Source organism: Streptomyces sp. NPDC002790, from assembly GCF_040295505.1.
GTDB lineage: Bacteria > Actinomycetota > Actinomycetes > Streptomycetales > Streptomycetaceae > Streptomyces.
On record NZ_JBEOVM010000028.1, the window covers coordinates 1 to 26,709 of the forward strand.

The window sequence follows — 26,709 nt, forward strand, 5'->3', positions numbered from 1 at the left end:
CCAGCAAATAGCTGGAGACGGGGTATCAACAAATTTTGGCGTTGATTTTTGGCACGCTGTTGAGTTCTCAAGGAACGGACGCTTCCTTTGTACTCACCCTCGCGGGCTTTCCTCCGGGCGCTTCCCTTCGGTCTTTCTGTTCTTGCGTTTCCAACTCTACCAGATCCGTATTCCGTCCCGTTTCCGGTTCGGATTTCAATTCCGGTGGCCGCTGGAGGGCCTTTGCCTTTCGGCGTGTCCACTACATTAGCCGAACCTTCCGGCAACTCATAATCGAGTTTCGCGGGTTCGAATTTCGGCATGCAGGCACACCGAAAAGACTCCGCGGAGGGAAGTCCTAATGAGTGGTTTGGCCGCTTCCGGTGGTTGGCTGAGAGCCAGACCCGGGTTCAGCGGCTCGGGCCACATTACGGATCCCGCAAGGGCGCGTCAAGTTGAGCGGCGGCGCGGCGTATGGGCCCGATAAGGGCTCACCGTCGGGTCGTTGGCGACCCAGAAGCGCCAGGGGTGAACGCCGCCCTCGCCGGACACGCCCGTACGTGGGCCGTTGCGTACCTGGTCAGTGGGTACGGGGGTGCCGTGCAGGACCCGCAACGGGGAGTCCCCGCGGGCGCATGCGTCGGTGCCGTCCAGGGAACGGTCCACGCCGAGGGCCGTAGCCATGCGGGCCGGGCCTTTGGCCAGTTCCTTGTCATGCCGGGCCGATAGTCGACGTTTGCGGGCCAGTTCGGCGCCTGCGGTGATCTCGCCGGCGCGGAGCAGTACGGCGCTCGCCCTGCCCTCCTCGCCGCAGACCAGGTTCATGCAGTGCCACATGCCGTAGGTGAAGTAGACGTACACGTGTCCGGGGCGCCCGAACATCACGTCGTTGCGGGCGGTCCGGCCTCTGTAGGCGTGAGACCCGGGGTCGTTCGCGCCGTCGTATGCCTCGACCTCGGTGAGGCGGAGCTCGATCGGCCCGTCGGGGGTGTGCCGGACCAGCGTGCGCCCCAAAAGGTCGGGGGCGACGTCCAGTACAGGTCGATCGAAGAAGGCACGTTCGAGGGGCGTACGGTCAGGGGCCGCGATCATGCTCTCCGAGGGTAGTGGGGCGGGTGGGACAGGCGCTCGCGGAACCGGGCGCGGGTGTCCCGCGTTTGTAGTCAGCAGTATCAGCAGTGGTTCGCACACGGAGGAGATCGAGGCATGGGGTTCAAGCGGCTGTTGGCGAGTCTGGGCGCGGGCGGGGCATCCGTGGAGACGATGCTCACCGAGGTCAATGTCGTGCCCGGTGGTGTCGTTCAGGGAGAGGTGCGGATCCAGGGCGGGTCCGTCGACCAGGAGATCGAGGGGCTGTCCGTCGGTCTGCAGGCGCGCGTCGAGGTCGAGGGCAACGACCAGGAGACGAAGCAGGACATCGAGTTCACCAGGGTGCGGCTCGGGGGTGCGTTCGAGCTGAAGGCGCAGGCCGTGCACGCCGTTCCGTTTGGGCTCGAGATTCCGTGGGAGACGCCCGTCACGATGATCGACGGGCAGCAGCTGCGTGGCATGAACATCGGCGTGACGACCGAGCTGGAGATCGCCCGGGCCATCGACTCGAGTGACCTCGACCCGATCAATGTGCACCCGCTGCCGTCCCAGCAGGCGCTTCTCGATGCCTTCATCCGCATCGGCTTCCGGTTCAAGAGCGCGGACATGGAGCGTGGGCACATCCGGAACACGCGGCAGAAGCTGCCGTTCTACCAGGAGATCGAGTTCCACCCGCCGCAGCAGTACCGGGGGCTCAACCAGGTGGAGTTGAGCTTCGTGGCCGACGACCGGGAGATGGACGTCGTACTGGAGATGGACAAGAAGCCGGGGCTGTTCAGTGAGGGCAGCGATACGTTCCGGTCGTTCGTCGTTGGGCACCACGACTTCCAGGGGACGGACTGGTCGGCGTATGTGCACCAGTGGCTGTCCGAGGTCGGCAGCAAGAGGAACTGGTTCTAGGGTTTCAGGAGCAGGGCCGACAGGCTCTGTGGGACCGGTGTTTCCGTAGAGATTCAGGAGGTGTCGTTGTGACCGAGCAGCCCCAGAGGGCATCGCTTCCTCATGACTTTCATCCGCAGGTGCCGTCGTTCACCGTCGTGAGCCAGGACTTCGAGCCGGGCGGGACGCTGGACGACGCGCAGGTGTACGCGGCCGGGAACACGTCGCCGCACTTGCGCTGGGAGGGTTTCCCGGCGGAGACCAAGAGCTTCGCCGTGTCGTGCTTCGACCCGGACGCGCCGACCGGCAGCGGGTTCTGGCACTGGAGCGTGTTCGACATCCCGGCCTCGGTGACCGAGCTGCCGGTGGGCGCCGGCAGCGGCAAGTTCGAGGGGCTTCCCGAGGGCGCCGTACAGGTGCGCAACGACTACGGGACGAAGGAGTTCGGGGGCGCCGCGCCGCCGCCCGGGGACCCCGCCCACCGTTATGTGTTCACCGTGTACGCGGTCGATCAGGAGAAGCTCGGCCCGGATTCGGACGCTTCTCCCGCTTTCGTCGGGTTCAATCTGCGGTTTCACACGATTGGCCGGGCCCAGGTCATCGCCGAGTACGGGGCGCCCGCCGAGGGCTGAGTCTCAGCCGGGCGTTCACTGAACGTTTGCCCGCCTCTGGTCATGGAATTGATCAGGGGCGGGCACTTTCTGTTTAGGGCCGCACTTATTGCGTTGTCCATCTCGGCGTGCACGGCCAGAGTTGACGCACGGACGCCGAGGGGCGATCCGCTGCGTACGGGAGGTGGGCAGGGTGCGGGACACACTGGTGCTGAACGCGAGCTTCGAGCCGCTCTCCACGGTGACGCTCAATCGAGCCGTCGTGTTGGTGCTGCAGGACAAGGCCGTCGTCGAGCAGGTCCACCCCGAGCTGCGCATGCGTGGTGCCGCGATCGATATTCCGGTGCCCCGGGTGATCAGGCTGTGCAGGTATGTCCGGGTGCCGTTCCGAAGACGCGCGCCGTGGTCCAGGCGGGGCGTGCTCGTACGGGATCAGCACCGGTGCGCGTACTGCGGCAAGAGGGCGACGACGGTCGACCACGTGGTGCCGCGGTCGCACGGCGGTGCTGATTCGTGGTTGAACACGGTGGCGTCCTGCGCCGACGACAACCACCGCAAGGCGAACCGGACGCCCGAGCAGGCGGGGATGCCGCTGCTGTGGCAGCCGTTCGAGCCGACGCCCGCCGATGCGATGCTGCTGTCGCTGGGGGCCGGCGGGCGGGCCGGGCTGCCGGACTGGCTGGCGCGGACCGCCGCGTAGGGACATGAGACGAGGGCCCGCCGACCGCATGGTCGGCGGGCCCTCGTTGTGTGCGAAGCGCTAGTCGATCGGCGGCTGTTCGCGGCGGGGCTGGGGCGGTGTCGGCATCACCGGCGGGGTCTTCGCGTCGCTGCCGCCCCCCATGCCGCCGAAGTTGCCGAAGGCGCCGGAGAGGCCCTTGAGTGCGTCGCCGATCTCGCTGGGGACGATCCAGAGCTTGTTGGCGTCGCCCTCTGCGATCTTCGGGAGCATCTGCAGGTACTGGTACGAGAGCAGCTTCTGGTCCGGGTCTCCGGCGTGGATGGACTCGAAGACCGTACGGATGGCCTGGGCCTCGCCCTCCGCGCGCAGGGCCGCGGCCTTCGCCTCGCCCTCGGCCCTGAGGATCGCGGACTGCTTCTCACCTTCGGCGGTGAGGATCTGCGACTGGCGGATGCCTTCGGCGGTGAGGATCGCGGCGCGCTTGTCACGGTCGGCGCGCATCTGCTTCTCCATCGAGTCCTGGATGGAGGTGGGCGGCTCGATCGCCTTGAGCTCGACGCGGTTGACGCGGATGCCCCACTTGCCGGTGGCCTCGTCGAGGACACCGCGCAGCGCCGCGTTGATCTCCTCGCGGGAGGTCAGGGTCCGCTCCAGGTCCATGCCACCGATGATGTTTCGCAGGGTGGTGACGGTGAGCTGCTCGATGGCCTGGATGTAACTGGCCACTTCGTACGTCGCGGCGCGGGCGTCGGTCACCTGGTAGTAGATGACCGTGTCGATGTTGACGACCAGGTTGTCCTGGGTGATCACCGGTTGCGGCGGGAACGGCACGACCTGCTCGCGGAGGTCGATGCGGTTGCGGATCGAGTCGATGAACGGGACGACGATGTTCAGGCCCGCGTTCAACGTGCGTGTGTAGCGGCCGAAGCGCTCGACGATGGCGGCGCTGGCCTGCGGGATGACCTGGATGGTCTTGATCAGCGCGATGAAGACCAACACCACCAGAATGATCAGGACGATGATGATCGCTGACATCGAGTCTCCCGTGCCCCTCGTACCGTTCGTACCGTCGTGGTCCCGGCGCCCTCGCGCCGGAAGATCATGAGGTCTTGCGCAGTCGAGTGTGTCAGAACTGCCCACGTGGCGGGGCTGGTTCGGGCCACATATCGGATCAGATGACGATCGCCGTGGCCCCCTCGATCTCGACCACGTCGACCTGGCGGCCCGGCTCGAAGGTCGCCTCCGCGTCGAGGGTGCGGGCCGACCAGATCTCGCCGCCCAGCTTGATCCGGCCGCCCTCCTGTCCGTCGACGCGCTCGACGACTATGGCCTGCTTGCCCTTCAACGCCTCGACGCCCGTCGCCAATTGGGGTTTCTGGGCGCGGTGCCGGGCGGCCACGGGTCGTACGACCGCGATGAGCGCGCACGAGACGACCGCGAAGACGATCACTTGGAGGACGACACCGCCGCCCATGCCCGCCGTGACGGCGCCCGCGACGGCGCCGACGGCCAGCATGCCCAGTTCGGGCATGGCGGTGATGACGAGGAAGATTCCGAGTGCGGCCGCCCCGATCAGCCACCACACCCATGCGTCGATGTCTGCCACAGGGCCATGGTAGATCCGCAACTGCCGCGCGGACAGGGGTCATCCGGTCCGCGCGGGGGCGCGAAGGGTCAGCTCAGGGGCAGACCGGTCGCGGTCCAGCGGCCGTTGCTCTCCTCGACGACCAGCGGCAGGCCGAAGCACTTGGAGAGGTTGCGGGAGGTGAGCTCGAGCTCGATCGGGCCCGCGGCGAGGACCTGGCCCTGGCGGATCATCAGGACGTGCGTGAATCCGGGGGCGATCTCCTCGACGTGGTGCGTCACCATGATCATCGAGGGGGCGATCGGATCGCGGGCGAGGCGGCCGAGGCGGCGCACCAGGTCCTCGCGGCCGCCGAGGTCGAGGCCTGCCGCGGGCTCGTCGAGGAGGAGCAGCTCGGGGTCGGTCATCAGGGCGCGGGCGATCAGCGTGCGCTTGCGCTCTCCTTCGGAGAGCGTCCCGAACCTGCGGTCCAGGTACTCGCTCATGCCGAGGCGGTCGAGGAACGCGCGGGCGCGCCGCTCGTCCACGTCCTCGTACTCCTCCTGCCAGCCGGCCGTCATGCCGTACGCGGCGGTGAGCACGGTCTGCAGGACGGTCTGCCGCTTGGGCAGCTTGTCGGCGAGCGCGATACCGGCGACGCCGATGCGCGGGCGCAGTTCGAAGACGTCCGTACCGGGCTTGCCGAGGGTCTCGCCGAGGATGGTGGCGGTGCCGCCGCTCGGGAAGAGGTAGCTCGAGGCGAGGTTCAGGAGGGTGGTCTTGCCCGCGCCGTTGGGTCCGAGGATGACCCAGCGCTCCCCCTCCTTCACCGACCAGGAGACCTGGTCCACCAGAGCCCGGCCCTCGCGGACCACGGATACGTCCTCCAGCTCCAGTACATCGCTCATGAGCGCGTTGTCTCCCATTGCAGTCTCGTCTGTTCGCCGCGTCCGTCATGCCTTCGCATAGTTCCTGCTCGGCACGGCCCCCAGGGAAAACCTACGCCACCGCCCCCGGGGTCCATTCCATCGGTCGGGCTTTTGGCGGCTTTGCGGGCTTCTAAGGTGGAGCGCATGCTCACTGAACCACGCTCCGGACGGCTCGCGGCCTGGGGAAATGCCCTTCTTGGTGGATTTGTCGCGCCCGATGACGCGGCCCTCGCGATTGTCGGCGAGGACACATCGCACCGCGTGGCGGGCCTTCCGGGCGAGGACGGGCCCGTCGGCCTGACGCTGGCGCTCGGCCGCCTGCGGACGCTCGGCGTCGGCGGCCTGCGCGTGGCACTGCCCGCGCCGGGCCATCCGCTGGGTCTCAGCGGGCCGCCGGAGTTCAACGCGCGGGCCCTGGAGGCCGAGGAGGCCGTGGTCTGTCACGGCTCCGCGCTCGGGCTCGTCCCGGAGGTGTACGAGGTCGGTCCCGAGGGCGACGTACATGTCCAGGTGACGTGGCACTGTCTGCCGGTGCGGGAGGCGCCGCCGGCGGATGTGCCCTCGCTCGGCGAGGCGGAGCGGGAGCTGGCGGAGGCGCTGCGGGACGCGACCGAGGTGCTGACGCGGCTCGACGTGGCCGGGTCCGGGCCGGTGTCCGAGGCGGCCGTGGACGCGTACCGGGCGCGGGCCGAGCGGGGGCGCGAGGCGCTGGCGCCGGGGTATCCGGGGCGGGCCGTGCGGGTGCTGGAGCTGGCGCAGCGGGTGGGGCTGCTGATCTCCGTGGCGTACGAGAGCGGGCACGGCGGCGCGGTGAGCGCGTCGGAGATGGGGGCACGGGCGCTCGCACTGCGCCCGGTGGAGCGGACGGCCCGGCGCGCGCAGGTGGCCGCGTACAACGCGTTCGTGGAGGAGCGGGAGCGGGGCTGAGGGCAGGGCCGGAAAAGAGGGAAGGCCCCCACGGACCGGGTCCGTGGGGGCCTTCCTGTGCCTCAGGGGCGACGAAACTCAGTTGTTCGCCGCGGTGTTGCCGAACGCCGGGTTCAGCAGACCGATGACGTTGATGGAGTTGCCGTCGACGTTCACCGGGACGTGGACCGGGACGCCCACGTTGTTGCCCGAGGCGACGCCCGGGGAGTTCGCGGCCACGCCGTCGGCTTCCGAGTCGGCGAAGGCGGCGCCGGCGGAGGCACCCGCGGCGAGACCGGCGACGGCGACGGCCAGGGCGGCCTTCTTGGCGATGTTCATGAGAAGCGTTCCTCCAGATATTGCGGTTCGACCCCAGCCGCGGGGTCGCACGCTGAGAAACGCGCGGGGCGCGCGTCAGACACGGGAGGAACCCCGGTTCCGCTCGATTGGATCAATAGGCCGACGATTCGACCAGTCGCGCTATCGAACAAGGGAGTTACCCGGGAAAGCGGACCGGCCCCACGGGGAGCACCCCGGGGGCCGGCGAACACTGAGCACGCGTCAGCCGTTGAAGCCGTCGTTCGCGAACGCCGGGTTGAGGGCGCCGATCACCGTGGCGGTGTTGCCCACGGCGTTCACCGGAACGTGGACCGGGGCCTGCACCAGGTTGCCCGAGCCGACGCCCGGGGACTTCACGGCGTGGCCGTGGGCCTGCGCGCCGTCGGTGGCGGAGGCGAGTCCGGCGCCGGCGGCAACAAGGCCACCGGCCACGAGGGTGACGGCCGCGGCCTTCTTCAGGTTCTTCACTTCTGGGTCCTCCTAGCGGTCGCCGCGACACGACCGCCGCAGCACGCATTGAAGAACGCGGCACCGCCCGAAGGGATACGCCATCCGAGGGACATCTACACGACGGTATGAATTCCAGAACGGAGTGCGACGCTCCGTTTTGCCGCCCCGCGGGTGCGCCCGCGCGTGCCCCTCAGCCCGCGATGCCGTGCCGCACGGCCCACAGAGCGGCCTGGGTCCGGTCCGACAGGTCGAGCTTCATCAGGATGTTCGAGACATGGGTCTTCACCGTCTTCTCGGAGAGGACGAGGGCGCGGGCGATCTCCCGGTTCGAGCGGCCGTCGGCGATCAGGCCGAGCACCTCGCGCTCGCGCTCCGTGAGGGAACCGCCTCTCCCCTGCCCGTTGTTGCCCTCGTCCTGGGCGAGCAGTGCGCCCGCCACCTCCGGCTGGAGCAGGATGTGGCCCGCGTGGACGGAACGGATGGCGCCGGCCAGCGCGTCCGGGTCCACGTCCTTGTAGACGTAACCGGCGGCCCCCGCGCGCAGGGCGGGCACGACGGTGCGCTGCTCGGTGAAGCTGGTGACGATCAACACCTTGGCGGGGTTGTCGAGTTCGCGGAGCCGGCGCAGCGCGTCGACCCCGTCCATGACCGGCATCTTGACGTCCATCAGGACGACGTCGGGCTTCAGCTCCTCGGCGCGGGCGACCCCCTCGGCGCCGTCCGCCGCCTCGCCGACGACCTCGATGTCGCCCTGCACCTCCAGGAAGGTGCGCAGGCCCCGGCGGACGACCTGGTGATCGTCGACCAGCAGTACCTTGATCGGGTCAGCCACCGGGGACCTCCATCTCGATCGTGGTGCCCTTGCCGGGCTCCGATTCCACTGTGAGGCTGCCGCCGACACCGCCGGACCGGTCCCGCATGGAGACGAGGCCCAGGTGGCGGCCCGCGCTGCGGATCGCCTTCGGGTCGAAGCCCACTCCGTCGTCGGTGACGCGCAGCACGGCGCCCTGGCCGTGCTTGTCGAGCGTGACCCGCACCTGCTCCGCCCCGGAGTGGCGCAGCGCGTTGTGCAGCGCCTCCTGGGCGACGCGCAACATCGCCTCCTCCTGGGACGCGGGCAGCGCCTTTGTGCCGCTGGTGGTGAACGTGACGTGCGCCGAGTGGGCGCGGTCGAGTACCTGGATCTGCGTACGGAGCGTGGCCACCAGGCCGTCGTCGTCGAGGGCTGCGGGGCGCAACTCGACCACGGCCGCGCGCAGTTCGTCGGCCGCCTCCGCGGCGAGCTCCGCCACGTGCGCCAACTCCCCCTTGGCGCGCGCCGGGTCACGGTCCATCAGCGTCGCGGCGGCCTGTGCGGTGAGGCGCAGCGAGAAGAGTTTCTGGCTCACCGCGTCGTGCAGTTCGTGGGCGAGGCGGGAGCGCTCCTCGGCGATGGTGAGCTCGCGGCTGCGCTCGTACAGGCGGGCGTTCGTGAGCGCGATGGCCGCGTGCTGGGCGAGGATCCCGAGCAGTTCCTCGTCGTCCTGCGTGAAGCCGCAACCGCCTTCGGGCTTGGGGCAGTTCTTGTTGGCGAGGAAGAGGGCGCCGATCGTCTCCTCGCCGTCCTTGATGGGCAGGCCCAGGAAGTCGGACATGTCCGGGTGGGCGGAGGGCCAGCCCTCGAACCGGGGGTCCTTGCGGACATCGGCGAGGCGCTCGGTCTTGGCGTCGTGCAGCATCGCGGCGAGGATGCCGTGCTGGCGCGGCAGCGGGCCGATGGCCTTCCACTGCGCGTCGCTGACGCCGTCGACGACGAACTGGGCGAAGCCCCCGTGGTCGTCGGGCACGCCGAGCGCCGCGTACTCGGCGTCGAGCAGCTCGCGGGCCGAGGCGACGATCGTCTTGAGGACGTCGCGCACCTCGAGGTGCCTGCTCATGGCGAGGAGCGCGGCGCTCACCGCCGCCAACCCCGTGCGTGGACCCTGACTCATGACCTCACCGTACCGGCGGGGTGTGACAGCCGGATCGGGCCGAAGGAGGCCGCCGCCTAGGTCGGTCGGCGTAGGGCGAAGGGCCCTGCGTTGTTGCTGCTCGCGCACGAGGCGCCGAGGGCGGCCGCGTTCCTACGTTGAAGGCACGACGCAGAACGGATGACGTACTCAAGGGGACGGTTGTCATGACGGTAGCGATCATCACGGGGGCTTCGCGGGGGTTCGGGAGGGCGCTCGCCACGGCTCTGGCCGAGCGGGGCTGGGATCTGGTGCTCGACGCGCGCTCCGCGGGGCCGCTGGAGGACGTGGCGGAGCGGCTGCGCAAGCACGGCGGGGCGGTGACGGTCGTGCCGGGCGATGTGTCCGAACCCGCACACCGGGTCGAACTGATCGCGGCGGCCTGGGAGTTGGGCGGGCTCGACCTGCTCGTGAACAACGCGAGCGTGCTCGGAGTGACGCCACTGCGACCGCTGGGCATGCACGACCTCGGCGCGTTCCGCGCGGCCCTGGAGGTCAATGTGGTGGCTCCGCTGGGCCTGCTCCAGGAGGCGCTTCCGCTGCTGCGCGAGTCGCCCGCCGGGACGGTGATCAACATGAGTTCCGACGCGGCCACGGAGGCGTACGGCACCTGGGGTGGCTACGGCTCCACGAAGGCCGCCCTCGATCAGCTCTCCGCCGTGCTCGGGGTGGAGGAGCCGGGCCTGCGTGTGTGGGCGGTCGATCCGGGCGGGATGCGGACGGACATGCTGGCGGCGGCGGAGCCGGACGAGGATCTGAGCGAGGTGCCGCGCCCCGAGGACGTGGTCCCCGCCTTTCTGAGCCTTCTGGACCGGCGTCCCGCGAGCGGGCGGTACTCGGCCCCGTCCCTCCTGGAGGCGTGATGGCACTGGCGCTGCGGGTGCCCGAGGAGCTGTCGGCGCGGGTCCCGGCCGAGCAGCGGGGGCCCGGCCGGGACAGATCGTCCGTACGTCTTCTGGTGTCGCGCGGCACGGAGGCCACCCATCACCGGTTCCCCGAGTTGCCGTCCGTGCTGCAGGCAGGGGATCTGCTCGTCGTCAACACGTCTCCTACGTTGGCGGCCGCCGTGGACGGAACGCTGGGGCACGCACGCGTGGTCGTGCATTTCTCGACGCGCGGCGACGACGGGCGCTGGGCGGTCGAGCTGCGGGAGCCGGACGAGCGGGGCACGACGCGGCCGCGCACCGGCGGGCCCGCGGGCACCGTGATCGCGCTCCCCGGCGGCGTACGCCTCACCCATGAGGAGCCTCTGGCGGCCGGGAGCGAGCGGCTGTGGTGGGTGCGGGCGACCGGGGACGTGCCGGCGCTGCTCGTCCGGCGCGGGCGGCCCATCCGCTACTCCTACACGGAGCGGGACCAGCCGCTGGCCGCCTACCAGACGGTGTTCGCGCTGCCGTACGCCGCCGGGGCGGGCAGTGCGGAGATGCCGAGTGCGGCGCGGCCCTTCACGGAGTCGATCGTGTCGCGGCTCGTGAGCCGCGGTGTGCAGTTCGCGCCGATCACGCTGCATACGGGGGTGGCGTCCACCGAGTCCCACGAGCCTCCTTATGCGGAGCGTTTCGAGGTGCCCGAGGCGTCGGCCCGTCTGATCAACGCCGCGAGGGCCGCCGGGCAGAACGTCATCGCCGTGGGGACAACCGCCGTGCGGGCCGTCGAGTCCGCCGTCGACGGCGACGGGGTCGTGCGCGCGGCGCGTGGCTGGACGGATCTCGTCGTGACGCCGGAGCGCGGCGTGCGGGTGGTGGACGGACTACTGACGGGGCTGCACGAGCCGGAGGCCTCCCACCTTCTGATGCTGGAGGCGGTGGCGGGGCGGGCCGCGGTGGACCGTGCGTATGAGGAGGCGCTACGGGGGCGCTACCTGTGGCACGAGTTCGGCGACGTGCACCTCATCCTCCCGGATGAGGGCCCTCACGCTGTGCGTTGCAGTGGCAACTGCCGGTGAATTCGGAAGGGGGCGCGTGTGACGCCGCGCATAGGGCCCACGTCACGTACGAAGGTCCGTAGTGGATGAGTAAGGGGGTTAAGCCCGTTGCTACACAGGGACAGGAAGTCGGACATCGACTTCTTGTCCCTTTTTGCGCCTCCCCGGCTCACTATCCGGCTTCGTAGGTCACACCTTTGCCTCGGCATTTTGCGGCCGCTAAGAATGGCCAACGTTGTTCGGCGCCACGGGCCTCTACCCGTGGCGTTCGTGTCCTAAACACGACCGTCCGGTCCCCGGCCTGCGAGCGACTTCCGTTCTTAGAGAGGTCCCCGTCTCATGTCCAAGCACAGCATTCCCGGCCATAGTCAGCTGACCCGTACCCACAAGTTCTCGTTCGCCGGTGTCGCCGCTCTCGGTGCCGCCGCCCTCGCGGTGACGCTGGTGCCGGGTCACGACACTCAGGCCTCGGCGAAGGACGAGACGGTCGCCGCCGCTCCGGTCGCGTTCACCACCGACGCCGGTGCGAAGCAGATCAAGGACGTCCACGCCAGCGTCACCGACCAGCAGGCCGCCGCCAGCGAGAAGGCCAAGCAGGCCGAGGCGAAGGCGAAGGCCCGCCAGGAGGCCGCGGCGAAGAAGAAGGCCGAGGCCGAGAAGAAGGCCCAGGCCGAGGCCAAGGCGAAGGCCGAGGAGCAGGCGAAGAAGGAGCGCGAGGCCAAGGAGGCCGCCGCGCGTGCCGCCGCCCGCAAGCCCGTCTACGCCAACAACCTGGACGGCTGGATCAAGAACGCCCTCGCGATCATGAAGGACAAGGGCATTCCGGGTTCGTACGAGGGCCTGCACCGCAACATCATGCGTGAGTCCGGCGGCAACCCGAACGCGCAGAACAACACGGACATCAACGCGGTGAACGGCACGCCGTCCAAGGGCCTGCTGCAGGTCATCCAGCCGACCTTCGACACCTACCACGTCGACGGCACCGCGAACAGCCTGACCGACCCGGTCGCCAACCTGGTGGCCGCGGCCAACTACGCGGCCCACACGTACGGCTCGATCGACAACGTGGACAGCGCGTACTGATCCTGTAGTCGGGACCTCCAGGTCCGGCACACGCTGAACCCCCATGGCACGAAGGGCGGCACCCACAGGGTGCCGCCCTTCGTGTGTCCGCAGGCGCGTCCGGAGGCGTGTCCGCGGTGGGTCGACTACTTGCGCATGACCTCGGGCTCGTGGCGGCGCAGCAGGCGCGCGACCATGACGCCGCAGAGGATGCCGAGCACGATCAGAACCGTGAGGTTCATGCCCCACTGGCCGACCGAGTGCTCCCACAGGGGATCCAGGTCGTTCGGCTTCTGCGGGTCCCACGGCGGCATCAGGTGGCCGAGGTCCAGGGTGGCGCCGGCGGCGCCGACCGCCCAGCGGGACGGCATCAGCCAGGCGAACTGTTCCAGGCCCACGGTTCCGTAGATCTGGAAGAGCACGCCGGTGAACACGACCTGGACGATCGCGAACATGACGAGCAGCGGCATCGTCTTCTCGGAGGTCTTCACCAGCGAGGAGATGACGAGCCCGAACATCATCGACGTGAAGCCGAGCGCGATGATCGAGATGCACAGCTCGGCGGCCGGCGGCAGCACCAGACCTTCCTTCGGAAGGTCACGTGTCGAGAAGCCGATCGCGCAGATGATGACGCCCTGGATGGCCGTGATGAAGCCGAGGACGATGACCTTGGACATCAGGTACGCGGAGCGGGACAGGCCGGTGGCCCGTTCTCGCTCGTAGATGACCCGCTCCTTGATCAGCTCACGGACCGAGTTGGCCGCCGCGGAGAAGCACATGCCGACCGCGATGATCAGCATGATCGTGCCGGCGTCGCCGTTGAACTTGGCCGGTGGCTTGGGCGGGCCCAGGCCGAAGTCGGCCGGGATGACCACCGAGACGATGCCGAGGACCGCGGGCAGGATCACCATCAGCCCCATGAAGCCCTTGTCCGAGGCGATCACCGAGCAGTAGCGCCGGATCAGCGTGATCAGCTGGGAGCCCCAGGGCTGCGTCTTGGGTGCCTTGATCGCGGCGGGCGGCGCCACCGGGTCCGACTGCGCGGCGACGGCGTCGATGTCGGCCGCGTACATCTGGTAGTGCTGCGAGCCCTTCCAGCGGCCCGCCCAGTCGTAGTCGCGGTAGTTCTCGAACGCCGAGAACACGTCGGCCCACGTCTTGTAGCCGAAGAAGTTGAGAGCCTCCTCCGGCGGGCCGAAGTAGGCGACGGCGCCGCCCGGCGCCATCACGAGCAGCTTGTCGCAGAGCGCCAGCTCGGCCACCGAGTGGGTGACGACGAGGACCGTGCGCCCGTCGTCGGACAGCCCGCGCAGGAGCTGCATGACGTCGCGGTCCATGCCCGGGTCGAGGCCGGAGGTCGGCTCGTCCAGGAAGATCAGCGACGGCTTGGTGAGCAGCTCCAGGGCCACCGACACGCGCTTGCGCTGGCCACCGGAGAGGGAGGTGACCTTCTTCTCCTTGTGGATGTCCAGCTTGAGCTCGCGCAGCACCTCGTCGATGCGCTGCTGGCGCTCCTGCTCGCTGGTGTCCGCGGGGAAGCGCAGCTTGGCGGCGTACTTGAGCGCCTTCTTGACGGTCAGTTCCTTGTGCAGGATGTCGTCCTGCGGGACCAGACCGATGCGCTGGCGCAGCTCGGCGAACTGCTTGTAGAGGTTCCGGTTGTCGTAGAGGACGTCGCCCTTGTTGGCGGGCCGGTAACCGGTGAGCGCCTTGAGCAGGGTGGACTTTCCGGAGCCCGAGGGGCCGATGACCGCGATGAGCGACTTCTCCGGGACGCCGAAGGAGACGTCCTTGAGGATGTCCTTGCCGCCGTCGACGGTGACCGTCAGGTGGCGCGCCGAGAAGGAGACGTCACCGGTGTCGACGAACTCCTCCAGGCGGTCGCCGACCAGGCGGAACGTCGAGTGTCCTACGCCGACGATGTCGTTCGGCCCGAGGAGGGTCGTGCCGCCCTTGGGGATCGGCTGGCCGTTGACGTACGTGCCGTTGTGCGAGCCCAGGTCGTGGATCTCGAAGCGGCCATCGGGCGACGCGTGGAACTCGGCGTGCAGCCGCGACACCTGGAGGTCGGAGACGACCAGCTCGTTCTCCAGGGAGCGGCCGATGCGCATGACGCGGCCGAGTGCCAGCTGGTGGAACGTGGTGGGGCTGCGGTCGCCGTACACGGGCGGGGCCCCCGCGACCCCGCCGGCGCCCTGCTGCTGCGGCACCTTCCGCGCCTGTGGCTGTGGCTGTGGCCACTGCTGCCCCGGCGCCTCGCGCTGTTGGGGCGCCTGTTGCGACGCCTGTTGGGACCAGCTCGGCTGCTGCTGGTGCTGGGGTGGCGGCTGTTGCGCGAGGCCGGCGGCCTGCTGCTGGGCCTGGTGCGGCGAGGCCACGGCGGCGGCGCGGGCGCTGCCCTGCGCGTTCAGGCAGGGGCCGTCGGTGGAGTTGCCCAGGTGCACGGACGAGCCGGGGCCGATCTCCATCTGGTGGATCCGCTGCCCCTGCACGAAGGTGCCGTTGGTCGAGCCGTGGTCCTCGATGACCCAACTGCGGCCGCCCCAGCTGATCGTGGCGTGACGCCAGGACACCCGGGCGTCGTCGAGCACGATGTCACCCTGCGGATCACGTCCGAGGGTGTACGGCCTGGACGCGTCGAGCGTCCAGGTCCTGCCATTCAATTCCAGTACGAGATCAGGCACTCCATGCCCCACTGAGTTGTCCCCCGAATTTTTCCCCCGACATGGGGAGTCTAGGGATGTCGAACATCGTGAGGAACTATTTCAGGAAGCACCGCGTGACCGAAAGGCGGGCCTTGCGCCGAGCCCCTTCGTACCTCCTGTACACCCCTTGGCACCCACCCCGTTGACGGTACGGATGCGGCCCCGGAGAGTGGTACGAGCCCACAACTCCAGGCGGATCATGCGCAATTGGGATCTCAGGGGTAGGGCCTGTGGTTTGGATCAGGCCGGATCGGGGGGTCCTTGATGGCCTTGGCGGAGAGTGGCCACGGCGCGAAGCGGCGCGCGCGCCTGCCCGTCGGCGATGTCCTGCTGTCCGCCGTGGCCTCGGTGAGCTGGGCGTTCATCGCCATGGCCGGAGTCGCGGCGCTCGGCCTGCACTTGCTGGACGCCGACACGGCCGCTTCACTCGGGCCGATGACGGCCGCGGTGGTGGCGCTCGGCGCGGGCGGGCGCGTGACGCCGTCCGGGGACGTCTCGGCCTTCGGACTCAAGGGCGCGCAGGCGGACACCTCGATCGACATCTGGCCGCTCGGCGTGGGCCTGGTGGGGGCGCTCGCGCTGAGCTGGTTCTTTCTACGCTCCTTGCGGGCGGCGGGAGTTGAGGTGTCGCCCAGGGAGCTCCTCGCGCGCGTGGGCGCCGTGGGGGCGCTCTTCGTGGCGATGATGGGCGGCCTCGCCTGGGCCGGTCACGACATCATCACGATCGACGGCTCGCAGTTGGGGCTCGACGACATCACGGGCGGCGAAAACGGGCTGCCGGAGGGCATCTCGGACAAACTGCCGGGCGGTATCGGCGGGTTGCTGCCCGACAAGGTCGGCGATCTGGTCGACGCGAAGGCCTCCGTCGGGTTCACCGTGGAAACGGTTCCTTCACTGCTCGGCGGCGCGGCGTTCGTGGTGGGCGTCCTGGTGATCGCCCTGCTCGCGTCCCGGCGCACTCCGCTGCCGCGCGCGCTCGCCCCGCTGCACCGGACCGTCCGCCCGGCCGCGTCGGCGCTCGTGGCGGTACTGCTGATGGCGGTCGTCGCGGGCCTGGCGGCGGCCGCGTACGCGATGATCGGCGACGACCATCCGAAGCGGATCGCGGGCGCCGCGCTGCTCGGGGCGCCCAACGGGGTGTGGCTCGGCATCCCCCTCGGCCTCTTCGTGCCCTGGGACGGCAAGGCGACGGGTGAGCTCGCGAAGCTGCTGCCGGATCCGCTGGACGAGCTGCTCGGGGCGTCGGCGAACGAGCCGGTGACGCTGGGGCGGCTCGCGGAACTCGACGGCAGGGTGTGGCTGTTGGGCGTCGGGGTGGCCGTGATGATGCTGCTCGCGGGGGTGCTGGCGGCGGTGCGAGCGCCCGTGACGGGGGGCGTCTGGGGGTTCGCGGGGCGGTGCGCGGTGCGGCTGGGGGGCGTGACGGCGCTCGCGCTGCCGCTCCTTGTGTGGCTCACCGATGTGTCGGCGGGGGCGTCGCTCTCGGTCCTCGGGGTCGACGCGTTCGGGGCGGGGGTGGAGTTGCACGGGCAGGTTGGGGTGGCGGTGCTGCTCGGTGCGGTGTGGGGGGCCGGGGCGGGGGTCGTTGGGGCGGTGTTGGCGTATGTGTGTGGGGCGGTTCGGGGCGTGCCGCCCTCGGGCGACGGGGCGGCGGGGCCGCCGGGGCCGAGCGGGCCGTATCAGCCGAGTCGGCCTTATCGGCCGGCCAATCCGGATACGAATCCGTATCTGCGGCCGTACGAACCGTGAGGGGCGGCCGGGGTTGCGGTCGCGGGGCTCTGCCCCGGACCCCGCTCCTCAATCGCCGGCGGGGCTTGAGGGGTGGGGCTTGATTGCGGTGGGCGTACAAAGGACCGATAACGTAGGGGGCATCATGAGCGCTTCGCAGCCCCAGCACACCGCTGATGCCCCTTCCGTGGACGTTCCGGTGGACGTCCCCACTGTTCTGGTCAAGATCTTCGGCAAGGACCGGCCCGGCATCACCGCCGGGCTTTTCGACACCCTCGCCGCCTACTCCGTGGATGTCGTCGACATCGAGCAGGTCGTCACGCGTGGCCGCATCGTCCTGTGCGCCCTGGTCACCCAGCCACCGGCCGGGCTCGAAGGCGACCTGCGGTCGACCGTCCACAGCTGGGCGGAGTCGATGAAGATGCAGGCGGAGATCATCTCCGGCATCGGCGACAACCGTCCGCGCGGCACGGGCCGCTCCCACGTCACCGTCCTCGGTCACCCGCTCACCGCCGAGTCGACCGCGTCGATAGCGGCCTCCATCACCGGCACCGGCGGCAACATCGACCGTATCTTCCGGCTCGCGAAGTACCCCGTGACGGCGGTCGAGTTCGCGGTGTCCGGTACCGCGACGGAGGAGCTGCGCACGGTCCTCGCCATAGAGGCCGCAAGGCTGGGCGTGGACGTGGCCGTCGTCTCGGCCGGGCTGCACCGGAGGGCGCAGCGGCTCGTCGTGATGGACGTCGACTCGACGCTCATCCAGGACGAGGTGATCGAGCTGTTCGCGGCGCACGCGGGCTGCGAGGACAAGGTCGCCGAGGTGACGGCGGCGGCGATGCGCGGCGAGCTCGACTTCGAGCAGTCGCTGCACGCGCGCGTGGCGCTGCTCGCGGGCCTCGACGCCTCGGTCGTGGAGAAGGTGCGCAGCGAGGTCCAGCTGACGTCGGGCGCGCGCACGCTGATCCGTACGCTCAAGCGTCTCGGTTACCAAGTGGGCGTGGTCTCCGGTGGGTTCACGCAGGTCACGGACGATCTGAAGGAGCGCCTCGGGCTGGACTTCGCGCAGGCGAACACCCTGGAGATCGTCGACGGCAAGCTGACCGGCAGGGTCACGGGCGAGATCGTGGACCGCGCGGGCAAGGCGCGCCTGCTGCGGCGGTTCGCCACCGAGGCGGGGGTGCCGCTCGAACAGACCGTGGCGATCGGCGACGGGGCGAACGACCTGGACATGCTGAACGCTGCGGGGCTCGGCGTCGCCTTCAACGCCAAGCCGGTCGTGCGCGAGGCCGCGCACACCGCGGTGAACGTGCCGTTCCTCGACACGGTGCTGTATCTGCTGGGCATCACGCGCGAAGAGGTCGAGGCCGCGGACGCGCAGGGCGCGTAGGACGTCATACGTACGCCGTGGGGCCCGGTACCGATCGTCGGTATCGGGCCCCACGGCGTACGTATGCGTATGACGGACGGACGGGCGGTGACGGTTACTCGCTCGGCGCCCAGTAGTCGGCGAGCGTGGCGGTGCCGGGCTCCAGGCTCTTCCACGGTCCGGTGAATGTGAGCACGGAGAACGCGGCGGTCGGGAAGCCCCGTCGGTTCAGCCGCTGCCGGGCGTCGCCCTCGGCGTCCGTGGCGAGGATCTCGGAGAGGGCCTGCACGCCGGGGTTGTGGCCGATCAGCACGGCGTTGTGCACGTCGTCGGGGGTCTCGTTCAGCACGGCGATCAGTTCGCCGGGCGACGCTTCGTAGATCCGCTCCTCGTACACGGTCTTCGGTCGCTCCGGCATCTCCTGCACGGCGAGCTTCCAGGTCTCTCGGGTACGCATGGCGGTCGAGCACAGGGCCAGGTCGAAGGAGATGCCTGCGTCGGCCAGCTTGCGGCCGGCGACGGGGGCGTCCCTGCGGCCCCGCTCGGCGAGCGGCCGCTCATGATCGGAGACCTGCGGCCAGTCCGCCTTGGCATGCCGGAAAAGGACAATCCTGCGGGGTTCTGCGACGCTCATGCATCCCAGCTTCGCATGAAACCCTCGGCCGGGCGCAGGGAGTTGGCGGGGTCGCCCGGCACGAGTGAACGACGCACGGATTCGCTAGCGGAGCACCAGGTCCTTGGCGCGCCCAAGTATGTGGACCAGGCTCGGTTCGCCCGCGACGGCCTGGGCGTCGGCCGGGTTGAGGATCAGCAGGAGCAGCGCCACGAAGGCCACGGCCGGGAGCACGATCGCCCACCACGGCAGCCGGATGTCGACGCGACCCGGGGCTGCCTCGCGGGGCCGGGAGTGCGTGGGGGCCGACATGGTGCCTCCGAGGTCCGTGTTCCGTATGCGCTTCGTCCGGTGTGCCGACGATCTCGGCGACACTTCGAAGGTACGGAACCGGGGACCTCGGGCCCATCCGGTGATCCACCCACTTCACCCTGACACTGTCCCCCTAGGGGATGGTGGGGAAAGCCCCACCATGGCGTCAGGGCGCTGCGATGGACGCGATGATGCCGACGACGACCGTGATGGCCAGCATCGTGCCGAGCACGAGCAGCAGCTTCTTCTGGCCGTTCTGGGGATTCGGCTCGAGCACAGGCGACATGCGCCAAGTGTCGCACCTGTCCCCGCCGCTCAGGATGCCGGGGCCGCCTTGGGCCTGTCGTTCGGATCAGGCCTGGCCCGCCTCGTCCTCGACGGTGCGGCGACGGCCCGCGAAGACGCCGACCACGATCTGCGGCACCATCAGCGCGGCCATGAGCGCGATCGGTGCGCCCCAGCCCCCGCTGTGCTGGTAGAGGACGCCGACGAGCAGCGGTCCGGGGATCGAGATCAGGTAGCCGGTGGACTGCGCGAAGGCTGACAGCTTGGCGACACCCGCGCCCGTGCGGGCGCGCATTCCGACCATGGTGAGCGCCAGCGGGAAGGCACAGTTGGAGATGCCGAGCAGCACCGCCCACACCCAGGCGCCGGAGGCCGGGGCGAAGTACAGGCCCGCGTAACCGGCGAGACCGCAGATGCCGAGGGCGATCACCATCGGCCCCTGGCTGGGCAGCCGGGCGGCCATCCTCGGGATGACGAAGCCGAGCGGGATACCCATCGCCATGGTGACGGCGAGCAGCAGACCCGCGGTCGAGGCGGAGACCCCCGAGTCGCGGAAGATCTGCGCCATCCACCCCATCGTGATGTACGCGGCCGTGGCCTGGAGCCCGAAGAAGACGGCGAGCGCCCAGGCGGTACGGCTGCGGGCGATGCGCAGACCGCTGCCTTCGGAGGCCGCCACGGACTCGGCGGCGGGCGAGGCGGCTGCCGCCAGGGTGGCCGTGTCCTTCTTGCCCACGAGCGGCAGCCAGGCCAGGGCCGCCGCGACGGCGAGCACCGTCCACACCGCGAGCCCGGCCTGCCAGCTCCCGCCGAGTGCCGAGGTCACCGGCACCGTCGCGGCGGCCGCGGTGGAGGTGCCGAGCGCGAGGGCCATCGAGTACAGGCCGGTCATGGTGCCGACCTTGTCGGGGAACCAGCGCTTGACGATGACCGGCATCAGCACGTTGCTGACGGCGATGCCCATCAGGGCGAGCGCGCTGGCCACGAGGAAGCCCGGAGTGCCGCCGGTGAACGGGCGGATGACGAGGCCCGCGGCGATGGCGAACATGCCGGCGCAGACGACGGCGCTCGGGCCGAAGCGCTTGGCGAGCCGGGGTGCCATCACGCCGAAGACGGCGAAGCAGAGCGGCGGTACGGAGGTGAGGAGACCGGCGACGCTGCCGCTCATCCCGAGCCCGTCGCGGACCTCTTCGAGGAGGGCGCCGAGGCTGGTGATGGCGGGCCGCAGGTTCACCGCGGCGAGCACGATGCCAACCATGACCAGCCGGACCACCCACGCGCGCGGGGCGGGGTTCTCGGTCCGCAGGGGGGTCTCGGGGTCGGCGCTCGGTGGTGCCATCGTCGGGGTTTCCTCACTAGCCATGAGGCCATCTTAGAATCATGGGATGATTGGTTGTCCAATCGATTCGCTACGGTACGACACCGCCCGCACGACTCCGCACGAAGGAATGTCATGCCGCTGACCTCGCCCCAGCGCTCGGCCCTGTCCGAGCAGGTCATCTCCGCCCTGCGCGCCCAGATCTCCGCGGGCGAGTGGCCGGTGGGCTCCCGCATCCCGACGGAGCCCGAGCTCGTGGAACAGCTGGGTGTGGCCAGGAACACGGTGCGGGAGGCGGTGCGCGCCCTGGCGCACAACGGCCTGTTGGACATCCGGCAGGGCTCGGGCACGTACGTCGTGGCGACGAGTGAGCTGGCGGGCGTCATGCAGCGGCGGTTCGCCGAGGCCGCCCCGCAGGACATCGCCGAGCTGCGCGCCACGCTGGAGTCGAGCGCGGCGAAGTTCGCGGCGGAGCGGCGCACCGAGCGCGACCTGAAGCAGCTCGACGCGCTGCTCGTGCGGCGCGAGGAGGCCTGGTCGTCCGGGGACACGGAGGCGTTCGTGTCGGCGGACGCGACGTTCCACCTGGCCGTGGTGGCCGCGTCCCACAACGAGGTGCTGACGGCGATGTACGCGGACCTCGGCGAGGTCATGCGGGACTGGCTGCGCGAGGACGTCGGCGAGCGGCTCACCGCGGAGAACCACATGGACCACACCACGCTCGTCGACGCGATCCGGGTGGGCGATGCCGAGGCCGCGGCCAAGGAAGCCGCGCGCTATCCGTTCGACTGCCGCCCCGGTCGGCTCACTTCGCGGGCTTGTGGTGACTGACCCACGCGGTCCGCACGTTCTTCCAGCACCGGCCGTCCATCCGTAGCGTCCCGGCCGGGAAGACCGCCTTCGGGCGGGAGTCCGTGTCGATGTCCCACCACTTCGCGCACTCGATGTGCAGGGCGACGCGGTCGATCGTCGGGTACGGGTTGTGGCAGATCGCGCTCACGAGATCCCGGTCGATGTCGATCCGGCACGCGGCGCCGGAAAGCTCCCGCTTCTTGTCGGCCACGCGCGCGTGGCCGCCCTTTTCGGCTGTCGCCCCCTGCGCCGGCGCGCACGCGGCGACGTACGGCAGCGAGAGCAACAGGACGACGACGGCGGCGGTGAAACGGGGGTGCAGACGCACGTAGGGACCTCCTCGCACCAGCGTGCGTGGAGGTCCCTACGGCCCGCCCGGCCGGTGGGCCGAACGAGTGAGCCAGGAGCTGTCAGGCGCCGATGGCGTGCAGACCGCCGTCGACGTGCACGATCTCGCCCGTCGTCTTCGGGAACCAGTCCGAGAGCAGCGCGACGATGGCCTTGCCGGCGGGCTCCGGGTCGTCCAGCTTCCACTCCAGCGGGGAGCGCGAGTCCCACACGGCGGCCAGGTCGCTGAAGCCGGGGATGGACTTGGCGGCCATGGAGCCGAGCGGGCCCGCCGAGACCAGGTTGCTGCGGACGTCGTGCTCGCCCAGGTAACGCGCCATGTAGCGGTTCGTCGCCTCCAGGGCGGCCTTGGCCGGGCCCATCCAGTCGTACTGCGGCCAGGCGAACTGCGCGTCGAAGGTCAGACCCACGACGGAACCGCCCTCGGTCATCAGCGGCAGCAGCGCCATCGTCAGCGACTTCAGCGAGAAGGCGGAGACGTGCATGGCCGTGGAGACGGACTCGAACGGCGTGTTCAGGAAGTTCCCGCCGAGGGCGTCCTGCGGCGCGAAGCCGATGGAGTGCACGACACCGTCGAGCCGGTCACCGAGCTGCTCACGGACCTGGCCCTCAAGGCGGGCGAGGTGCTCGTCGTTGGAGACGTCGAGCTCAAGGACCTTGACCTTCTCCGGGTGGGGCAGCTTCTTGGCGATGCGCTCGGTGAGCGTCGGCCGCGGCCAGGCGGTGAGGATGATCTCCGCACCCTGCTCCTGGGCCAGCTTCGCGGTGTGGAAGGCGATGGAGGACTCCATCAGCACACCGGTGATGAGGATCTTCTTGCCCTCGAGGATTCCAGCCGTGTTCGTCATCGTGTTCAGTGACCCATTCCCAGTCCGCCGTCAACCGGGATGACGGCTCCAGTGATGTACGCGGCGTCGTCGGAGGTCAGGAACTTCACCACTCCGGCGATCTCCTCGACCTGCGCGTACCGGCCGAGCGGCACCTGCGACACGATGCCCTTGCGCTGCTCGTCGGTGAGCGCCTGGGTCATGTCGGTGTCCACGAAACCGGGGGCGACGACGTTGAAGGTGATGTTGCGCGAACCGAGCTCACGGGCGAGCGAGCGCGCGAAACCGACCAGACCCGCCTTCGAAGCGGCGTAGTTCGCCTGCCCCGCCGAGCCGAGCAGGCCGACGACGGAGGAGATCAGCACGACGCGGCCCTTCTTGGCGCGCAGCATGCCGCGGTTGGCGCGCTTCACGACACGGAAGGTGCCGGTGAGGTTGGTGTCGAGGACGGACGTGAAGTCCTCCTCGGACATCCGCATGAGGAGCTGGTCCTTCGTGACGCCCGCGTTGGCGACGAGGACCTCGACGTTGCCGTGCTTCTCCTCGATCTCCTTGTAGGCGGCGTCCACCTGCTGGGAGTCCGTGATGTCGCAGTGGACGCCGAGGGCGCCGGCGTCGACGAGCTCCTTGGGGGGCTCTCCGGAGCGGTAGGTGAAGGCCACCTTGTCGCCCTGCTCCAGGAAGGCGCGGGCGATGGCGAGGCCGATGCCCCGGTTTCCCCCGGTGACGAGAACCGAGCGGCTCAACGGATCACCCTTTCGTTCGGCGGTCAGGTACGTCCTGAACCTATCCGGCCGCGGCACCGGGTGCCGAATCCGGGGACGACAGGGCGAAGGGGTGCTGTCTGTGGGGTTCTCACAGACAGCACGTGTCGTGGTTCACTCACACGCACTGTGCCGCCCGTGCTGTGACAGAAGACGCGCCAGGAAGACTCGACAGAAGGGGAAGCCGCCCATGGCCCATGAGATCGATCAGTCGTTCCTCGCACTGCCCTTGAGGGCACTCGCCGACGCCGCTCTCGCGCGCGCACGCGCGTTGGGAGCCGAGCACGCGGACTTCCGTCTGGAACGGATCCGCGGCGCTTCCGTGCGGCTACGGGACGCCAGGCCGTCGGGGTCCTCCGACAGCACGGACCTGGGGTATGCGGTCCGTGTGGTGCACGGCGGGACCTGGGGGTTCGCCTCCGGTGTCGATCTGACGATGGACGGCGCGGCGCGGGTGGCCTCGCAGGCCGTCGCGATGGCGAAGCTGAGCGCGCAGGTGATCAAGGCGGCGGGGTCCGACGAGCGGGTGGAGCTGGTGTCCGAGCCCGTGCACGCCGACAAGACCTGGGTCTCCTCGTACGAGATCGATCCCTTCACCGTGCCGGAGGAGGAGCGGGCCGGACTGCTCGCCGACTGGAGCGCGCGGCTGCTCTCGGCGGACGGGGTGTCCCACGTGGACGCCTCGCTGTACTGCGTCCATGAGAACAAGTTCTACGCGGACACGGCGGGGACCGTCACGACCCAGCAGCGCGTGCGGCTGCACCCGGAGCTGACCGCGGTCGCCGTGGACGACTCCAGCGGCGAGTTCGACTCCATGCGCACCGTCGCGCCGCCAGTGGGGCGCGGCTGGGAGTACCTCACGGGGACCGGCTGGGACTGGGGCCGGGAGCTCGCCGAGATCCCCGAGCTGCTCGCCGAGAAGATGCGCGCACCGAGCGTCAGGGCGGGCGCGTACGACCTGGTCGTGGACCCGTCCAACCTCTGGCTGACCATCCACGAGTCGATCGGGCACGCGACCGAGCTGGACCGTGCGCTCGGCTACGAAGCGGCGTACGCGGGCACTTCCTTCGCCACCTTCGACCAGTTGGGGAAGCTCAAGTACGGCTCCGAGCTCATGAACGTGACCGGCGACCGGACGGCCGAGCACGGGCTCGCCACCATCGGGTACGACGACGAGGGTGTGGCCGGGCAGTCCTGGGACCTGGTGAAGGACGGGATCCTCGCCGGCTATCAACTCGACCGGCGCATCGCCAAGTTGACCGGCTTCGAGCGTTCCAACGGCTGCGCGTACGCGGACTCCCCCGAGCACGTGCCCGTGCAGCGGATGGCGAATGTGTCGCTGCAACCGGATCCGGGCGGGCTCGCGACGGAGGACCTGATCTCGGGGGTGGAGCGCGGCCTCTACCTGGTGGGTGACCGGTCGTGGTCCATCGACATGCAGCGCTACAACTTCCAGTTCACGGCGCAGCGCGCGTACGCGATCCGGGGCGGGAAGCTCGCCGGGCAGGTGCGGGACTTCGCGTACCAGGCGACGACGACCGACTTCTGGGGTTCCATGGCGGCGGTCGGCGGCCCGCAGACGTACGTCCTCGGCGGCGCCTTCAACTGCGGCAAGGCCCAGCCGGGCCAGGTCGCCTCCGTTTCGCACGGCTGCCCGAGCGCGCTCTTCAAGGGCGTCAACATCCTCAATACGACGCAGGAGGCCGGTCGATGAGCCCGCGTAGCAGCAAGCCGTACGAGATCGTCGAGCGCGCACTCGAACTGTCGCGGGCCGACGGCTGTGTGGTCATCGCCGACGAGACGTCCACCGCCAATCTGCGCTGGGCGGGCAACGCGCTCACCACGAACGGCGTCACGCGCGGGCGCACGCTCACCGTCGTCGCGACGGTCGACGGCAAGGAGGGCACGGCGTCCGGTGTCGTGTCCCGGTCGGCGGTGACCGCGGACGACCTGGAGCCGCTGGTCCGCGCCGCCGAGGAGGCCGCCGCCAAGGCCGGGCCCGCCGAGGACGCGCAGCCGCTGGTCGGCGACGTGGCGCACTCCCCCGGCTTCACGGACGCGCCCGCCGAGACCTCGTCCGCCGTCTTCGTGGACTTCGCGCCGGCGCTCGGCGAGGCGTTCGCGCGGGCCAGGGCGGGCGGCCGCGAGCTGTACGGGTTCGCCAACCACGAGCTGACCAGCAGCTACCTCGGTACGTCGGCGGGGCTGCGGCTGCGTCACGACCAGCCGAACGGGACCCTTGAGCTGAACGCCAAGTCGCACGGACGCAAGCGGTCCGCGTGGGCGGGGCGCTCCACGCGGGACTTCAAGGACGTCGATCCGGCGGCGATGGACGCGGAGCTCGCCACCCGGCTCAGGTGGGCCGAGCGGCGTATCGACCTGCCGGCAGGCCGCTACGAGACGCTGCTGCCGCCGACCGCAGTGGCGGACCTGCTGATCTACCAGATGTGGTCGGCGGGGGCGCGGGACGCGACCGAGGGCCGCACCGTGTTCTCCAAGCCTGGCGGCGGTACACGGCTGGGCGAGCGGCTCAGCGAGCTGCCGCTGACCCTGCGCAGCGATCCGCACGAGCCGGGGCTCGAATCGGCGCCGTTCGTCCTCGCGCACGCCTCCAGTGACGCGTCGTCGGTGTTCGACAACGGGCTGCCGGTCGGCGCCACGGACTGGATCTCCGAGGGCGAGCTCAAGCACCTCACGACGACCCGGCACAGCGCCGCGCTCACCGGGCAGCCCGTCGCCCCGGCGATCGACAACCTGATCCTCGACGGCGGCGGCACGAAGTCCCTCGACGAGATGGTCGCGGGCACCGGTCGCGGGCTGCTGCTCACCTGCCTCTGGTACATCCGGGAGGTCGACCCGGCGACGCTGCTGCTCACAGGGCTCACCCGCGACGGCGTGTACCTCGTGGAGAACGGCGAGGTCGTGGGCGAAGTGAACAACTTCCGGTTCAACGAGTCGCCGGTCGGCCTGCTCGGCCGGGCCACGGAGGCGGGGCGGACGGAGAAGACGCTGCCGAGGGAGTGGGGCGACTGGTTCACTCGGGCCGCGATGCCCGCGCTGCGGGTGCCGGACTTCAACATGAGCTCGGTCAGCCAGGGCGTCTGAGGCCCACGCAGAACAACTCGGTACGGCGATGTCGGTGGCCGCCCATAGACTGGCAGGGTTCCAGCAGACCTCTGTTCCACCTGT

The 26,709-nt window shown here is 69.9% G+C and carries 28 protein-coding genes; 12 read left to right on the forward strand and 16 right to left on the reverse strand.

Going from position 1 to position 26,709, the window contains the following annotated elements; all coding sequences use genetic code 11:
- Positions 1–429: 429 nt before the first annotated feature.
- On the reverse strand, positions 430–1,071 hold the full coding sequence (locus ABT004_RS15590) for a DNA-3-methyladenine glycosylase (protein ID WP_351336378.1): 642 nt from the start codon (positions 1,069–1,071) through the stop codon (positions 430–432).
- Positions 1,072–1,185: 114 nt separating this feature from the next.
- Here ABT004_RS15590 and ABT004_RS15595 point away from each other — a divergent pair, with 114 nt between their 5' ends.
- The 3 genes from ABT004_RS15595 to ABT004_RS15605 all read left to right on the forward strand — a co-directional run bounded on the left by ABT004_RS15595 (position 1,186) and on the right by ABT004_RS15605 (position 3,258).
- Complete coding sequence (locus ABT004_RS15595; protein WP_351336381.1) at positions 1,186–1,968, forward strand: sporulation protein; 783 nt, start codon at positions 1,186–1,188, stop codon at positions 1,966–1,968.
- A gap of 68 nt (positions 1,969–2,036) precedes the next feature.
- Positions 2,037–2,579 (forward strand): YbhB/YbcL family Raf kinase inhibitor-like protein, encoded by a 543-nt coding sequence (locus tag ABT004_RS15600; protein WP_351336383.1) that lies wholly within the window; start codon positions 2,037–2,039, stop codon positions 2,577–2,579.
- Positions 2,580–2,751: 172 nt separating this feature from the next.
- Positions 2,752–3,258 (forward strand): HNH endonuclease, encoded by a 507-nt coding sequence (locus ABT004_RS15605; protein ID WP_351336386.1) that lies wholly within the window; start codon positions 2,752–2,754, stop codon positions 3,256–3,258.
- A gap of 60 nt (positions 3,259–3,318) precedes the next feature.
- Here ABT004_RS15605 and ABT004_RS15610 read toward each other — a convergent pair whose 3' ends face one another.
- The 3 genes from ABT004_RS15610 to ABT004_RS15620 form a co-directional block, all read right to left on the reverse strand.
- Positions 3,319–4,275, reverse strand: coding sequence for an SPFH domain-containing protein (locus ABT004_RS15610; protein ID WP_326016807.1), 957 nt, complete (start codon positions 4,273–4,275; stop codon positions 3,319–3,321).
- A gap of 136 nt (positions 4,276–4,411) precedes the next feature.
- Positions 4,412–4,846, reverse strand: a complete 435-nt coding sequence (locus ABT004_RS15615) for an NfeD family protein (RefSeq protein WP_351336388.1) — start codon at positions 4,844–4,846, stop codon at positions 4,412–4,414.
- Between the two features lie 68 nt (positions 4,847–4,914).
- The gene (locus ABT004_RS15620) at positions 4,915–5,712 is read right to left on the reverse strand and encodes an ABC transporter ATP-binding protein (RefSeq protein WP_351336391.1); all 798 of its coding nucleotides are present in this window, start codon (positions 5,710–5,712) and stop codon (positions 4,915–4,917) included.
- A gap of 165 nt (positions 5,713–5,877) precedes the next feature.
- Between ABT004_RS15620 and ABT004_RS15625 the strand changes: the two genes are divergently transcribed.
- Positions 5,878–6,660: an Rv1486c family protein gene (locus ABT004_RS15625; protein ID WP_351336394.1), complete on the forward strand. Its 783-nt coding sequence runs from the start codon at positions 5,878–5,880 to the stop codon at positions 6,658–6,660.
- 78 nt (positions 6,661–6,738) lie between these two features.
- Here ABT004_RS15625 and ABT004_RS15630 read toward each other — a convergent pair whose 3' ends face one another.
- From ABT004_RS15630 to ABT004_RS15645, 4 genes are all read right to left on the reverse strand, one after another.
- Positions 6,739–6,978, reverse strand: coding sequence for a chaplin (locus ABT004_RS15630; protein WP_351336397.1), 240 nt, complete (start codon positions 6,976–6,978; stop codon positions 6,739–6,741).
- Between the two features lie 222 nt (positions 6,979–7,200).
- Entirely contained in the window at positions 7,201–7,446 is a 246-nt protein-coding gene (locus ABT004_RS15635) for a chaplin (protein WP_351336399.1), read from the reverse strand.
- Between the two features lie 172 nt (positions 7,447–7,618).
- The gene (locus ABT004_RS15640) at positions 7,619–8,260 is read right to left on the reverse strand and encodes a response regulator (RefSeq protein WP_351336402.1); all 642 of its coding nucleotides are present in this window, start codon (positions 8,258–8,260) and stop codon (positions 7,619–7,621) included.
- Positions 8,253–9,398, reverse strand: a complete 1,146-nt coding sequence (locus ABT004_RS15645) for a GAF domain-containing sensor histidine kinase (protein ID WP_351336404.1) — start codon at positions 9,396–9,398, stop codon at positions 8,253–8,255. Before ABT004_RS15645 ends, ABT004_RS15640 begins: the two co-directional genes overlap by 8 nt.
- A gap of 185 nt (positions 9,399–9,583) precedes the next feature.
- Here ABT004_RS15645 and ABT004_RS15650 point away from each other — a divergent pair, with 185 nt between their 5' ends.
- The 3 genes from ABT004_RS15650 to ABT004_RS15660 all read left to right on the forward strand — a co-directional run bounded on the left by ABT004_RS15650 (position 9,584) and on the right by ABT004_RS15660 (position 12,423).
- On the forward strand, positions 9,584–10,279 hold the full coding sequence (locus ABT004_RS15650) for an SDR family NAD(P)-dependent oxidoreductase (protein WP_351336407.1): 696 nt from the start codon (positions 9,584–9,586) through the stop codon (positions 10,277–10,279).
- Positions 10,279–11,361, forward strand: a complete 1,083-nt coding sequence (locus tag ABT004_RS15655) for an S-adenosylmethionine:tRNA ribosyltransferase-isomerase (protein WP_351336410.1) — start codon at positions 10,279–10,281, stop codon at positions 11,359–11,361. The genes ABT004_RS15650 and ABT004_RS15655 overlap by 1 nt, the downstream gene beginning before the upstream one ends.
- 318 nt (positions 11,362–11,679) lie before the next feature.
- Complete coding sequence (locus ABT004_RS15660; RefSeq protein WP_351336413.1) at positions 11,680–12,423, forward strand: transglycosylase SLT domain-containing protein; 744 nt, start codon at positions 11,680–11,682, stop codon at positions 12,421–12,423.
- Between the two features lie 125 nt (positions 12,424–12,548).
- Here ABT004_RS15660 and ABT004_RS15665 read toward each other — a convergent pair whose 3' ends face one another.
- On the reverse strand, positions 12,549–15,086 hold the full coding sequence (locus ABT004_RS15665; protein ID WP_351336415.1) for an ABC transporter ATP-binding protein/permease: 2,538 nt from the start codon (positions 15,084–15,086) through the stop codon (positions 12,549–12,551).
- Between the two features lie 285 nt (positions 15,087–15,371).
- On the opposite strand from ABT004_RS15665, the gene ABT004_RS15670 reads away from it, so the two are divergent.
- Together ABT004_RS15670 and serB are read left to right on the forward strand one after the other, a co-directional pair.
- The gene (locus tag ABT004_RS15670) at positions 15,372–16,856 is read left to right on the forward strand and encodes a streptophobe family protein (RefSeq protein ID WP_451189416.1); all 1,485 of its coding nucleotides are present in this window, start codon (positions 15,372–15,374) and stop codon (positions 16,854–16,856) included.
- Between the two features lie 124 nt (positions 16,857–16,980).
- On the forward strand, positions 16,981–18,222 hold the full coding sequence (serB, locus tag ABT004_RS15675) for a phosphoserine phosphatase SerB (RefSeq protein WP_351336418.1): 1,242 nt from the start codon (positions 16,981–16,983) through the stop codon (positions 18,220–18,222).
- 94 nt (positions 18,223–18,316) lie between these two features.
- On the opposite strand, the gene ABT004_RS15680 is transcribed toward serB, so the two are convergent.
- The 4 genes from ABT004_RS15680 to ABT004_RS15695 all read right to left on the reverse strand — a co-directional run bounded on the left by ABT004_RS15680 (position 18,317) and on the right by ABT004_RS15695 (position 20,774).
- The gene (locus ABT004_RS15680; protein WP_351336421.1) at positions 18,317–18,835 is read right to left on the reverse strand and encodes a SixA phosphatase family protein; all 519 of its coding nucleotides are present in this window, start codon (positions 18,833–18,835) and stop codon (positions 18,317–18,319) included.
- An 84-nt stretch (positions 18,836–18,919) separates the two neighbouring features.
- Positions 18,920–19,126, reverse strand: a complete 207-nt coding sequence (locus tag ABT004_RS15685) for a hypothetical protein (RefSeq protein WP_351336423.1) — start codon at positions 19,124–19,126, stop codon at positions 18,920–18,922.
- 166 nt (positions 19,127–19,292) lie between these two features.
- A complete protein-coding gene (locus ABT004_RS15690) occupies positions 19,293–19,403 on the reverse strand; it encodes an SGM_5486 family transporter-associated protein (protein ID WP_351336545.1) in 111 nt (36 codons plus the stop codon).
- A gap of 75 nt (positions 19,404–19,478) precedes the next feature.
- A complete protein-coding gene (locus ABT004_RS15695; protein WP_451189420.1) occupies positions 19,479–20,774 on the reverse strand; it encodes a CynX/NimT family MFS transporter in 1,296 nt (431 codons plus the stop codon).
- A 90-nt stretch (positions 20,775–20,864) separates the two neighbouring features.
- Here ABT004_RS15695 and ABT004_RS15700 point away from each other — a divergent pair, with 90 nt between their 5' ends.
- Positions 20,865–21,560: a FadR/GntR family transcriptional regulator gene (locus tag ABT004_RS15700; RefSeq protein WP_351336426.1), complete on the forward strand. Its 696-nt coding sequence runs from the start codon at positions 20,865–20,867 to the stop codon at positions 21,558–21,560.
- Here the strand turns inward: ABT004_RS15700 and ABT004_RS15705 are convergent.
- From ABT004_RS15705 to fabG, 3 genes are all read right to left on the reverse strand, one after another.
- The gene (locus tag ABT004_RS15705) at positions 21,535–21,909 is read right to left on the reverse strand and encodes a hypothetical protein (protein WP_351336428.1); all 375 of its coding nucleotides are present in this window, start codon (positions 21,907–21,909) and stop codon (positions 21,535–21,537) included. The genes ABT004_RS15700 and ABT004_RS15705 overlap by 26 nt on opposite strands.
- A gap of 82 nt (positions 21,910–21,991) precedes the next feature.
- On the reverse strand, positions 21,992–22,777 hold the full coding sequence (fabI, locus tag ABT004_RS15710) for an enoyl-ACP reductase FabI (RefSeq protein WP_351336430.1): 786 nt from the start codon (positions 22,775–22,777) through the stop codon (positions 21,992–21,994).
- 5 nt (positions 22,778–22,782) lie between these two features.
- Complete coding sequence (fabG, locus tag ABT004_RS15715; protein WP_351336432.1) at positions 22,783–23,502, reverse strand: 3-oxoacyl-[acyl-carrier-protein] reductase; 720 nt, start codon at positions 23,500–23,502, stop codon at positions 22,783–22,785.
- Positions 23,503–23,710: 208 nt separating this feature from the next.
- Here fabG and ABT004_RS15720 point away from each other — a divergent pair, with 208 nt between their 5' ends.
- Positions 23,711–25,234, forward strand: coding sequence for a TldD/PmbA family protein (locus ABT004_RS15720; protein ID WP_351336435.1), 1,524 nt, complete (start codon positions 23,711–23,713; stop codon positions 25,232–25,234).
- The gene (locus ABT004_RS15725) at positions 25,231–26,625 is read left to right on the forward strand and encodes a metallopeptidase TldD-related protein (protein WP_351336437.1); all 1,395 of its coding nucleotides are present in this window, start codon (positions 25,231–25,233) and stop codon (positions 26,623–26,625) included. Before ABT004_RS15720 ends, ABT004_RS15725 begins: the two co-directional genes overlap by 4 nt.
- Positions 26,626–26,709 lie beyond the last annotated feature (84 nt).